This window comes from Spirulina subsalsa FACHB-351, assembly GCF_026130165.1.
In the GTDB taxonomy this organism is placed as follows: Bacteria; Cyanobacteriota; Cyanobacteriia; order Cyanobacteriales; family Spirulinaceae; genus Spirulina_A; species Spirulina_A subsalsa_A.
This window is the reverse complement of the sequence record NZ_JAIHOM010000046.1, coordinates 1-13,300: the sequence shown is the minus strand read 5'-3', so window position 1 is coordinate 13,300 and position 13,300 is coordinate 1. Positions and strand designations below refer to the sequence as shown.

The following is a 13,300-nucleotide window of genomic DNA, read 5'->3' as shown; positions in this document are numbered from 1 at the left end:
CTTAGTGACCCAAACGCCAGCCTTTTTTTACGACTTGACGACTGCGCGCAATGACGAGGGAATCGGGTTCTACGTCTTCTGTCACAATAGATCCGGCGGCAACGGTGACATCTTCTCCTAGGGTGAGGGGGGCGACGAGGACGCTGTTGGATCCGGTTTTGGTGCGATCGCCTATTTTCGTCTGATGTTTGTTCACCCCGTCATAATTGGCTGTAATGGTCCCGGCCCCAATATTCACCCTTTCCCCTAAAGTGGCATCTCCTAAATAGGACAAATGAGCTACATTAGTCCCTTGACCGAGGGTGGTTTTCTTCAACTCTACAAAATTCCCCAGACGACAAGACTCACCTACAGTTACATGGCCGCGTAAGTGGGTATAGGGTCCCACCCTTGTCCCAGTGGCTACGCTACTATCGGTAATGACCGAATAAAACACCGTCACCTGTTCCCCAATCTGGCTATTTTCAATTAGACTGCCCGGGCCAATACGACTCCCGCGACTAATTTTTGTGTTCCCTCGTAGGTGCGTCTGGGGTTCAATAATCACATCTGGCTCTAGTGCAACAGTATCATCAATGGTGATACTATTGGGATCAATCAGGGTGACTCCGGCTTTCATCCAAGCGGTTTTGATGCGGTCTTGTAGAATGGAGTAGGCGATCGCCAACTGTTGACGATCATTAATGCCGAGAATCTCCTGTTCATCCTCCACATCCAGCGCCATCACCTGATCTAACTGACTAAATACATCAGTGAGGTAATATTCCTGTTGGTCATTATCAGCCGTCAAATGGGGCAAAATAGCGGCTAATTTGGGCCAATTAAAACAATACACCCCCCCGTTAATCCGACGGTTTTGTTTTTGTTCGGCACTACAATCGCGATCCTCTATAATTTCCTGAACATAGTTTTCCCCATCACAAAACACCCGACCATATCCCCGAGGGTCCGCCAACTGTGCCGTTAACAAGGTGGCCCCATTGCCAAAATGTCGATGAGTGTTCACCAGTTTTTCTAAGGTTTCGGGGCGTAAAAGCGGCACATCCCCATTTAAAATCAAGATATCCCCCTGATAGTCCGCCAAGGGGGAAAGCAACTGTTGAATCGCGTGTCCTGTGCCTAACTGTTCCCTTTGTTCGACAAACTCCACCCCCTCATAGTGAGCGAGAGAAGCTTGTACCTGTTCCCCACCATAGCCAATAATCACCAGTCGTCGCACCGGTTGACTGGTTTCACAGCTTTGTAAAACTCGTTCAACTAAGGTTTTACTCCCCAAACGGTGTAAGACTTTGGGTAAGTCCGACTTCATCCGAGTTCCCCGTCCGGCTGCTAGAATTGCTACCGCTACCATGATTGATTTTTATCATTCCCACTCAATTGGTCGTCCTCTATCTTAAAGGGAAACGAGTCCCCTGAGAATTATAAAATTTCGCTCATGATCCAGTAACTATTCAAGGTGGCAATGGTTTCTAGGAAATTCTCAAAGGTGACGGGTTTAATCATATAGCCAGCCACATTGAAGTTATAAGCCTTTACTTTGTCCTCATCTTCATTAGATGTTGTTAAAACAATCACCGGAATTTGTTTTAATTTAGGGTCGGCTCGTAACTGTTGTAAAAACTCAATCCCTCCCATTTTGGGCATATTCAAATCCAACAAAATTAAGCGATTATGCTCGGGATATTGTTGCGGTAATGACAAAGTATCTCGAAGAATTTTTAGGGCATCTACTCCATTAGAAGCCACCCATAAATGATGTTCTAGATTATTTTTTTTAAAGGCTCGCTGGACGGTCATCACATCCACTTCATCATCATCGACTAGCAAAACATTTAAACGCTTTGTCATTGTGTTATGTCCCAAATTTTACCCATTAACCCATATTTACAATAATTCTAGCAATTCTATTTGAGTGATAGTATATTGGGGAATTGAAACCCGATATGACCTATTTAGAATGGCTATTATCATTTACCCCATGTTCTTAATTTAACTGTCGTTCAATCTGAATTTTTAAGGTACTTTTTGACTTAGATGGCGGTTTTTTTGACCAAGTAAAGGAAAATTTTGCCCCTTTCCCTTCCTGAGAGTCTAGGTGAATTGTTCCTCCCCGATCTTCAATGATTTTTTTCACAATGGCTAACCCCACCCCTGTATTTTCAATTGTGTCACGCGCTTGTAAGGTTTGAAACATGATGAAGATTTTGTCATGATAACTGGGGTCAATACCACAGCCATCATCACTAACGGTAAACTGGAAATAGTCTCCTACATCTTCGACGGAAATTTGTACAATCCCGACAGGCTGCTCTCGGTGTTTAATCCCATTACTAATCAAGTTAGAAAAAACCTGTAGAAGGGGTAAACGTTCGGTTTGAAAAGTAGGCATTTCTGCACTAATTTCTATGCGAATTCCGGGGGGAGGAGCGAGGGAATCAATCACCTCTTCTAATAAGTGTTGAACATCGACCAGGGAATGTTCTGATTTTAGCCGATCAATGCGAGAATATTGTAATAATCCTTCAATCAAGGCTTCCATCCGACGGACGCGACTGCGTAACAAGTTCATTTGATGTTGGGTTTCATCGGTGAGTTGTTGGGCTAAGTCTTCTTCTAACCAAGTGGATAAATTGGCGATCGCACGCAGGGGAGCCTTGAGGTCATGGGACACAATATAGGCAAACTGATCTAACTCCTGATTACGTTTCTCTAAACTGGTCATGGTTTCCGCTAAGATCGCGGTGGTTTTGGCTAACTCCTCGGCCCGGGTGCGTAAGGTTTGTTCCCCTTGCTTACTGGCGGTGATATTCTGCATCATAACCATGCCTGCAAAAACCTCCCCCCCCTCATTACTCACAGGCAACACATAGACTTGATAGATCCCCCGCCCTAAGGTCATCTCTGTGACCGTTGTTTGACCTTGTAAGGCATCCCGATAGAGAGGTTCGAGGGTTTTGAGGTATGGGGGGGCTTCCACCTCTAAAACCGATTTTCCCGCCAAGGGTTCCGTCACCCCAATCACGGCCAATTCTGCCCCCGTGGCAATGATATAGCGCAGGTCTTGATCAAACAGAAAAACAGCCCCATTGGGGAAGTTATCGGCTAAGGTGCGATAGAGTTTTTCACTCTTCCGGAGGGCGGCCTCGGCTTTTTTGGCTTCGCTAATATCTTGATTAATCTCTAAGTTAGCCAGAGGTCGCCCCCGTTCATCTTGGTATAAACTCCAACTACTGGAGACAGTAATTTTCTCCCCGGTTTTTGTGGTGTGAATCAACTCCCCTCGCCATTCCCCCCGGGCTAAAAACTGCCCCTTAATCACCGCCACCGCGTCGGGAAACTGGGTCTGAAGTAACTCATGAACATTCTCCCCGAGTGCTTCTTCTTTTGTCCAGCCGTAGACGCGCTGACAGGCTAAATTCCAGTAGGTAATCTGATCGTTGAGATCCCGCACTAAAATCATGTCATTGGCAAGGTCTAAGCGGGCGTGACTTTCCCGCAAACCCCGATTTTTTTCGATGACCTCTTGACGCAGTTGATAGAGTAAATAGGCGAAGATGGCCGCCACGACTAAATCAATCAACGGCACAAACCAAGGTCGAGGCAAGATGAGCAGGGATCCCACTAAGAAGATAATTAATAGCGTTCCCCACCAAGGGGAAGATTGAATGAAAGACCGTCGCCAGCGTTCCAAGGATGTCATGGTTGATTGCGCTATCCGGGCTGTTTAAAGCCTAACACAGCTAGGATCACCCCCAACAGCAAGACTCCTGCTCCGGTCAAAACGTAGAGGCCGGGGATTTCTTGGAAGAGGAAGAAGCCCAATAAACTGGCCCCGACGGGTTCTAATAAGATCACAAGGGTGATTAGGGTGGGAGATAACCAACGGATGGACCAGTTAAAGCTGGTGTGGCCTAAAACTTGGGAAAACAGGGCCATCAAGAGGACGTAGATGTAGACCCAAGGGGAATATCCGTCGTAGGGGGTGTTGAAGAGGAAGGGCAGGGGGGCGAGGATGAGGGCGGCGCTGGTGTAGGCAATGGCGATATAAACTCCGGTGCCCAGACCTTGCCGTTGGGCTTCTCGCCCCCAAATTAAGTACAAACTGGCACACCAAGCCCCCAATAGGGCTAAACCATCCCCTAAGAGGGGATTACTGCCGACTTCGGTTCCTTCGGCGCTCCCCCAAGCAATGAGGCCACCTCCTCCTAGGGCGATCGCAATTCCTAAGAGGGTGAGTTTGGCCGGTTTTTCCCGAAACCACAGCCACAGTAACAGGGAAATCCAGATCGGGTTGGTGGTGACAATGGTGGTAGAGGCGGTAATGGAGGTAAAGGAGAGGGAGGTGATCCAAGTGGCAAAATGGAGCGCCAAGCTGATCCCGGCCCCTAGGGCAAAAAGTAGGGCTTTTTTGGGGGTTTGGGTGGGTTTAAATTTCCGCCAAGCCGGAAGCACGACCACCGAGGCTAAAATTAAACGGGCTGCCGCCAGAAACAGACTAAAGCCAATCCCTTCCTTCTCAGAAGCGGCGATCGCCAAGCGGATAAAAATAGCTGACCAAGATATCGCCACCACGCCCAGACTCAGAACAATAAAAATCTGCCAAGAGGGGGGAGATTGGGAGGACTGTTTCATAGAATAACTGTATTGTTTTAAACTGATATTTTTTTGTCTCGTGACAGGATAAAAAATACCAGAAAAGCAGGGGCGAGGGAGTAGGGGGTTGGGAGCAGGGGAGCAGGGGAGAGGGGGAGCAGGGGAGCAGGGGAGCAGGGGAGCAGGGGAGAGGGGGAGCAGGGGAGCAGGGGAGAAATTATCAATTATCAATTCCCTATTCCCTATTGCCTATTCCCTATTGCCTATTCCCTATTCCCTATTGCCTATTACCTATTGCCTATTCCCTATTACCTATTGCCTATTCCCTATTCCCCCGCTCCCTAAAATTTAATAATAATTCCCCACCTTGCGATGGTGAACCGCCGTCAGCGCGTCCGCTTTAGACACCCGCCCCCCATTCACCCGACTGTAGACAATCCAGTGGTCTGGGGCATCCATCCGACTGACCACCTCACATTCCAAATAGGCCAAGGCATCCGTCAAAATGGGGGAACCATCAGTAGCGGGTTGGGTTTTAACCCCCTCAAACCGATCTTCACCGGGTTTAAACCGCTTAAGGAAGTGCTTCATCAGGGGTTGATAGTTGCCTTCCTCCAAAATATTCAACACAAAGCGATCGCCCACCTGCATCAAGGACTCAATCGCCCGATCCTTCGCCACCGCAATACTCACCCCCAACGGTTCAAAACTCGCCTGAGCCACCCAAGAGGCTAACATCGCCCCCTTCACATCCCCTTTTTGTGCCGTGATAATATATAACCCCCCGCTAATCCGTCCAATGGCCTTATCTAACTCCGAATCGAGGGATTTCCGTTGTTTAATCGACTTTTCCCGACTTAGAAGCTGTCCTAAGTCGGTTCCCGTCTCCTCACAGAGTTGATAGGTGGCCTCGTTGGGCGTTTCCTTAATACGAATACTGGTAAACGCCTTGGTTAACCCTTGGTTGCGGAATTGGGTTAACAGAGGATCAATGGGTTCATCATCCCCCCCGTAGGACTCAAAAAAGCCCACTAATTGCTTATCCCCAACCGAGGCCAAAATGGTACTAATCACCGTACTGGCTTCTTGGGCTTTTTCACCGGAAGAGGGGGGCATCCCAATAATAATCGCACTGGCCCGCTCTGCTAATTCTCGCGCTTCCTGCTGATCTACGCCCAACATATCCATCATTTCCACCGCTATCTCAGTTTTGGTGATCCCGTGAGCAATAGCTTGAGAAAGGCGATCGCTATAACCATAATCCGACACATAAAACACCGCCACCAGTTTCTCACCCTTCGTCTGCTCCTGACTCCACACCCGATAACGGTTAATCAACTCCGCCACATTATGACGCAACAGCGGCCCGTGACCATTAGCCACCTGTGCCACCTCCCCTAAATTCCCCATCCGCTTCAACGCAGACAGCACTGACCGCGCATTAGGAGCCATCAAGCACTCATAATAAAACCGATAATCCGGCTCAATATCCCCCAAATTCTCATCCCACAACGCATCCGAACAATAGTGCATCCCAAACACATCGCAAGTAAACAGCGTTTGCGTTCCCCAGTCATAGGTCAAAATCGTATCCGGCCAGTGTAAATTCGGCGCGTTGACAAACTCCAAAACATGACCCTTCCCTAAATCCAATTGATCCCCATTTTTCACCACCAACCGTTCAAACGGCTGATGTAAAAAGCCCTCCAGAAACTGAATCGCCACCTTGGATCCCACTACCACCGCTTGGGGAGCCAGCGCTAACACATCTTTCACCAAACCACTATGATCCGGTTCCGTGTGGCTAATTACTAAATAATCAATCTGAATAGGATCAATTAATCCTGTTAATAAATCCAGATATTGCTGCCGAAACTTTTCATGGGAAGTGTCCACTAAAGCCACTTTATCCCCTCGAATTAAAAAAGAATTATAAGTCGTCCCATTTTGTAAACCAAACTCAATATCAAAGCGATCCCGATCCCAATCCAACGACCGAATCGTTGTCGTATCGGCGGCAATCTGCGCCGTTTGAGTCGTTAAACGTTTTTCCGGTGGGTTGAGCGTTGCTACCATAAATTGCGACCTCGCCGTATATTGTAAAGTTTCTTTATGATTTCCTATTGTGACAGATTTTTCCAACTATCGGCACAGTTCCCTCTCCAGATATAGAATTTCCATTCCATCGCCCCAACCTTTAGAGTAAACATTGAACAGTGACTGACCCCCGATTCCCAACCTTGACCCATTAAGCTTGTGTGCATTGTGTCAAAGGGAACAGGGAATAGGGAATACGGAACAGTATACAAAGGTTACAAGGAGCTTGAAGTATGATGAGAAACTTCTCTGAGGGCTTATCAATGATTTGGAAACGCTATATCAAGAGTGTTAGTTTTTGAGGGTTGTTGCCCCACCCTACCTACTAAGTTGGGGGTGGGGTACTTCACCTAATTGACGCAAATATCTGGTCGATCCATAATTGTATTGACGATTAATTAGATCGGGAAAATTGGTGTAATTTTATTGGTGTAATTTTATTGGTGTAATTTTATCCTTGCAACCCGGAATAAGTACAGAAATTCTAACTTTGAAATACTCGAAAACGGTAAAAAAAATGTGAAGACGCACCGTTGAAGACTGGTAAATCGAACAGCAATGTTGACTGTTTCAGTCAAAACTTTTAATTTGAGTTAAAGTTCTAACTCAAGACGCTGAATGAGGGTGAGGATGCGATTACTATGGCGCTGGACGATTTCTGAGTTTTCCTGCAAATCGCTCAGATTTTCGTATATTTCCCCGTCCACGCGACTTTTATGAGAGGGGTCTTGGGAGAGGTCGTTAATCTGCTGACGTAGTTCTTGGGTGAGATCACTGGATAACTCAACACAATTTTTAACTAAGTTCAGAGAATTTTTGAGGTCATGCAAATAAGTGCGGATAGATGAACGAGTCATCAAGTCTTCTGATGAAAGTGCCATCGTTTTTGGGGTTGCTCCGTAGAATTGAAGGTATAGGCTGACAGTTCGTCGATGTATATAGTTGTTTGATTGTTGTAGTCCTTTTCAAAGTAACTGGGTTCAAGAGTCAGAATTTACTTAGTCTCTCCTAACATAGCGAAAAAAATAACTTCTGTAAAGTTTACGGAAAGATATTATGAAAAAACTGTCACAATTCATGATTTACACGGATTTTATGACTTTAATATCAGGAAATGTCGCTCTTTGTCTGTATTCTTGTTTAAGTAAAAACATTGGATTTTTATGTCGCCAAGAATCGATTACGTGATATCACTTATGCAACAGGAAGAATCTCTAGCTAGGGCTTGCTGTGCCACTTAGTGGATCTTTTGCCGTTAGGCATATATCCCTCTTCTGTCACTCTGGAAGATTTTAACGAATCTTCGCCATCACAGCGAACGAGAGAATAAGGGTTTGAACCCGATCTGACAGAAGAGAAATATCATGTCAATTATCAATTCCCTATTACTTCTCCCCTGCTCCCCCTCTCCCCTGCTCCCCCTCTCCCCTGCTCCCCTGCCCCCCTGCTCCCTTAGACCCTAGGCCATCAAGGATTCAATCCCCCATCTCTCGCCAATCCCCCGACGGAATAAACGCCGCCCAATAATAGGGATGCCCATACCTGTCACCCCGTAACATCCCCAACTGCACCTGACGCAGCGCCTCCCCTCGTCCCTCACCCCTCAAAACCCGCTCATAATACTCCACCATAAAATCCTTCGTCCCCTCATCCGAAACCTTCCACAAACTCATCACCTGACTCTCGGAACCCGCCATCACCAGCGCCCGACGTAACCCATAAACCCCCTCCCCATTATTCACCTCACCTATCCCCGTCTCACAGGCCGACAGCACCACCAACTGAGTCCCCCACAAATTCAACCCCGCCACCTCCAACGCCGTTAAAACCCCATCCTCGCCCCCACTGCGACGCTCATTAAACCCAGCCAAAGCTAAACCCGAACGCAACAGGGGAGCTTCTCTGGAGAGTAACCCACTGAAAGATTGCGGCACAGCTAATTCTCGACTAGCTATATCCGGCAAGAAAAAGCCATGAGTCGCCAGGTGAAGCATTCGGGGGGATGGGGTTTGTTGAAGGACATTTTCCGTCGCCTCATCGCCCATTAAAACAACAGCCTCCGGGAGTAAGTTTTGCAGGGCTTTCCCTTCTACTTCTGTATAGGGAAGAGCAGCAAAGGTTAATTTTCCTAAATCTAAAGACCGTTGAGTATCTCCCCGGCCGCGACTAGCAACAATTGATAAGGAATCGGCTTGGCGATAATCGGGATTGGCTAAGATGAGGGGCGGGTTTTGGCTGGGGAGATACTCTTGGAAGCGAATTAAATCCCGTCCTGTGGTGAGATAGGTAATGGAGTAATTCTCGACTAAATACTGTCCATTCTCATCCACCAAGGCCGCAAACGGTAGTAAGTTTAATTGTCCATCAGGAGAGATTAGGAGTTGTTTCGTATTGCCCAATTGAGCGCGAATGGGCTGCATAACCATTTCATCCAATTGACGGGCATTGGGTTTGAGTGAATTTTCAGGACGACGAGCAGAATTGGTGAGGTCGCGGTGAACTCGCACTCTAAGCGCATCAATGGGTTCTGCTCGTCCCAAGTCTACCCATTGGGGGGGTCCACTCGATTGGAGAAGATAAGCCCCATAGTGGGGTTCTCCCCACTGTTCTCCTGGTGGTGCTTTGGGGTGAAAAGGTCGATAAACCACCAGTTCAATTAAAGCCGCATCACGGGGGATAAGGGCTTGAATGGCTTCGATGGTAACGGATGCTGTTTGTTGGCGAAATTCTGCACTGTTGCGGGCGAGTTGGACCTCTAGTTCATTGGCTTGGTTTTGCAGTTGGCTGAGTTGTTGGCGATATTGTTCTGGGGGAAGGTTTTCGGGCGGGTTAAAGGTGAGGGCGGCGAGTTGGGAACGGGTGCGGGTGAGGTTATCGAGGAGTTTTTGGTTGGCGGGGGTCAGGTTTTGGCGCAAGGTTTGCAGGTTATTTGTAACGGCTTCGAGGATGCGTCCTTTACGGCGGAGGAGGGTGGTGAAGGCCAGGTTTGCGGCTTCGGGGTCATTGGGGGCGGTTTGCAGATGGAGGGAAATGGCGGATTGAGTAGTACCTCGGAGGGTATTCATATAATCCTGTTTTTGGGATTCTGAACCTGTTGCGAGGATAGTGTCAAGGTTGTGTTCTTCTATGTCTAAACCTTGACGAAGGAAGTTAACGGCATTAGTGACATCCCCTTGAGATTGATGGAGTAAGGCTAAATTGTTGAGACTGGCCGCTATATCGGGATGTTGCTCTCCCAATAGCTGTTTTCTCATTTCTAAGGCTTGATGGAACAGGGGTTCTGCTGCTGGGTATCTTTCTTGCAATAAGTATAAAAATGCCAAGTTATTCAGGCTAGTGGCTAGAGAGGGGTGTTCTGTTGCGAAGAGGCGTTTCCTCATCTCTAAAACCTGAATATAGAGAGGTTGCGCGTCTCGGTATCGACCTTGAGAACGGTACAATTCCGCTAAGTTGTTGAGGCTGGTTGCAACATCAGGATGCTCTTTTCCCCAGAGGCGCTCTCTTATCTCTAAGGCTTGGCGTAGGAGGGGTTCGGCTTCTGGATATCGACCTTGGGCATAATACAACGTGGCTAAGTTATTGAGGCTAGTGGCTACAGACCCATGTTCTGTTCCTAATAGACGTTGGTTAATCTCCAAAGCTTGGAAATACAAGGGTTCGGCTTCGGAGTATCGGCCTTGGGATTCATATAATCCAGCTAAGTTATGGAGGCTTTGTGCGACGAGGGAGTGTTCTACCCCGAATTGGCGTTTTCTCATCTCCAAGGCTTGAAGATAGAGGGGTTCGGCTTCTGGGTATCGACCTTGGAAACGGTACAATTCGGCTAAATTGTTGAGGCTATCTGCGACGGAGGGATGTTCTACCCCGAGTAGGCGTTTTCTCATCTCCAAGGCTTGAAGATAGAGGGGTTCGGCTTCTGCATATCGGCCTTGGGATGAGTACAAAATGGCCAAGTTGTTCAGGCTTTGGGCGACGGAGGGATGTTCTACCCCGAATTGATGTTTTCTCATGCCTAAAGCTTGAAGATACAAGGGTTCGGCTTCTAGATATCGACCTTGGGATAAGTACAATCCGGCTAGGTTATTGAGGCTATCGGCTAGATTAGGATCTTCTGCGCCGAACAGCAATTTATATAGCTCTAAGGCTTGAAGATAGAGGGGTTCAGCTTCTGCATATCGGCCTTGAGAGGAGTATAAAAAGGCTAAGTTGTTGAGGGTGGCTGCTAGCTCAGGATGTTCTTCACCTAACAGCCGTTTATATAGCTCTAAGGCTTGAAGATAGAGGGGTTCGGCTTCGGAGTATCGACCTTGAGAGGTGTATAAAAAGGCCAAGTTGTTAAGACTGGTGGCTACAGTGGGATGTTCTTCTCCTAAGAGGTGTTTTCTGATCTCCAAAGCTTGGAGATACAGGGATTCGGCTTCGGAGTATCGACCTTGGGAGGAATACAATCCGGCTAAGTTATTGAGGCTGGTTGCTACATCAGGATGTTCTGTTCCCCAGAGACGCTTTCTGCTCTCTAGGGCTTGAAGATAGAGGGGTTCGGCTTCGGAGTAGCGGCCTTGAGCTTCATATAAAAAGGCCAGGTTGTTGAGGCTATTGGCGACATCAGGATGCTGTGTTCCTAATACCTGCTGGCGAAGGGTTAAGACTCTTTCCATCAAGGGAATGGCGGCTTCATAGTTCCCGGCTTGATAAAGTTGAATGACTTGCTGATTCAGTTGTTCTGCTTCTTCAAGGGGGGTTTGGGCTATTTCCACGGTTGCTCCCCTCACCTCTGCCCTATTCACCCCCGACTCCCACAACAACACCCCACCCACCAACAACCAACCCCAACGCTTCATCACTGCATCCCTCTATCACCTTAAAATGCCCCTACATTAGCCCACGTTTCCCCCAACTTCAACCCTCTTTTGTTTGTGTAGCGTTTCCAGTTGAGTTTTGTCATCCACAAGGGAAAGCCAAGGGAACAGGGAATAGATATCCCTCTTCTGTCAGACCCGGTTCAAACCCTGATTCTCTGGTTCGCTGTGATGGCGAAGATTCGTTAAAGTCTTCCAGAGTGACAGAAGAGAGATCCCTTCGGTGGCAGGGTGAAACAACCTTAGATCGCCGTTAGGCATTGCCCACCCACTAATCTAGAATTCTTGACCGAACACGGTTATCTAGAGCGGCCAGTCCATCTAGGGCGTTAATGTCACCAATAGTGTCGATGGGGTCAATCATGTCATCTAAAGGACTGACCAGTAAACCCTGTATGGCTTCGTCATAGATGGCATTGCTCTCCGTCATGTTCTCTACATCAGTCTCTAGTTCCTCTGAGGCGCTTGGGGGACGATTTTGGGAGTCTATAAGGAACATAATCCCGCTATTGAGGACTCGTTGCCCCAGAGTTTCGGAATTCAAGAGGGGATAGTTGAGGCTGGCATTCAGGGAGTCTAACTCCGTTTGAGCGGTGTCCATTTCCCCTAACATTTGCGCCATGGCATATTCGAGATGGGGGCCGGCATCGACGGGAATCCATTCGTTGCCGATGAGGTGCCGCCATTCAAAGTGAAGGTGGGGGCCGGTGGATTGTCCGGTGCTACCGACTAGGCCAATGACTTCTCCTTGCTCAATCCATTGTCCGGGGCTGACAAAGATTTGGGAAAGGTGTGCATAACGGGATTCTTGGCTGCCTTGTTCGTGGCGCAGGATGACCATTAAACCGTAACCTCCGGCGTTCCCAGCTAGGGCGACTTCGCCATGATAGGAGGCGAGGACGGGGGTTCCTTGGGGGGCTGGGATGTCGGTTCCGGCGTGGAGTCGCCATGTGCCGTGAATGGGATGGATTCGCCACCCGAAGGCGGAACCGATGCGGGCGGGGATGGAGAGGGGGAAGAGGAGGGAGGTGTTGCCGTTGTTGGGGTAGGCGCGGGGATAGTTGAGTGTGGAACGATTATAGGGGCTGTTTGGACTGCCGGGCATGGGAACGCCGGAGGGGGGAACGACTTGCACCCGACTATGGGAACGGGGGGAGGGGTTGGCGCTAATTTGTTGGCGTACTCGGTCGGGGAGTTGGGAGAGGGAGACGGGATTGGAGGGTGCGATCGCCCTTGTGGAAGCAACAGCGGCTGCGTCACGGGCAGAGGGGGGCAGATCCCGACTCAGGGAACGGGGAATTACGACTTGTTGACGGGGGGTGCTGGTATTGCCCCGACTAGCGGTTTGGGTATTGCTTTCTGGTGCTACCCCACAGCGCGCACTGGTTAACTGTCCATTGCGGACAACGGTACTGCACCCTGTCCCCCGTTCACTCAGGACGACGTTAGGACGCTGTTGGGCGCGGGGTTGGGGTGCGCCATAGGTGGCAGTGTCTACAAGGGTATTTGTCCCTCCTCCGGCCTGCATGGTGGGGTTTTGGCCATTGGGTAAACGGAGTTGACTGGGACTGTCGATTAAGTTACTGGGAATTTCAACGACGGGGGTTTCTGGGGGTTGGGAACTGGCGCTCGGGCGAGGGTTGGGGCGGGTGTTGTTCACCACGGGGGGCGCGCTGGGGGCGGGATTGGGCCGGGCTACCGGGGCGGGATTGGGCCGGGTGTTATTCACCACGGGGGGCGCGCTGGGGGCG

Annotated in this window: 8 protein-coding genes; all 8 read right to left on the bottom strand. The window is 48.9% G+C overall.

Annotation, left to right across the window (positions count from 1 at the left end; genetic code table 11):
- Position 1: 1 nt before the first annotated feature.
- The gene (gene glmU, locus K4A83_RS11000; protein ID WP_265264585.1) at positions 2-1,351 is read right to left on the bottom strand and encodes a bifunctional UDP-N-acetylglucosamine diphosphorylase/glucosamine-1-phosphate N-acetyltransferase GlmU; all 1,350 of its coding nucleotides are present in this window, start codon (positions 1,349-1,351) and stop codon (positions 2-4) included.
- A 68-nt stretch (positions 1,352-1,419) separates the two neighbouring features.
- Positions 1,420-1,848, bottom strand: coding sequence for a response regulator (locus K4A83_RS10995; RefSeq protein WP_265264584.1), 429 nt, complete (start codon positions 1,846-1,848; stop codon positions 1,420-1,422).
- 136 nt (positions 1,849-1,984) lie between these two features.
- Positions 1,985-3,700, bottom strand: coding sequence for a sensor histidine kinase (locus tag K4A83_RS10990; RefSeq protein WP_265264583.1), 1,716 nt, complete (start codon positions 3,698-3,700; stop codon positions 1,985-1,987).
- Positions 3,701-3,711: 11 nt separating this feature from the next.
- Positions 3,712-4,632, bottom strand: coding sequence for a DMT family transporter (locus K4A83_RS10985; protein ID WP_265264582.1), 921 nt, complete (start codon positions 4,630-4,632; stop codon positions 3,712-3,714).
- Positions 4,633-4,941: 309 nt separating this feature from the next.
- The gene (locus K4A83_RS10980) at positions 4,942-6,669 is read right to left on the bottom strand and encodes a diflavin flavoprotein (protein WP_265264581.1); all 1,728 of its coding nucleotides are present in this window, start codon (positions 6,667-6,669) and stop codon (positions 4,942-4,944) included.
- A 614-nt stretch (positions 6,670-7,283) separates the two neighbouring features.
- Positions 7,284-7,571, bottom strand: a complete 288-nt coding sequence (locus tag K4A83_RS10975; RefSeq protein WP_265264580.1) for a hypothetical protein — start codon at positions 7,569-7,571, stop codon at positions 7,284-7,286.
- Positions 7,572-8,165: 594 nt separating this feature from the next.
- Entirely contained in the window at positions 8,166-11,531 is a 3,366-nt protein-coding gene (locus K4A83_RS10970; protein WP_265264606.1) for a CHAT domain-containing tetratricopeptide repeat protein, read from the bottom strand.
- A 289-nt stretch (positions 11,532-11,820) separates the two neighbouring features.
- Positions 11,821-13,300, bottom strand: a 1,480-nt coding sequence (locus K4A83_RS10965) for a M23 family metallopeptidase (protein WP_265264579.1), incomplete at its 5' end; no start/stop codon positions are given.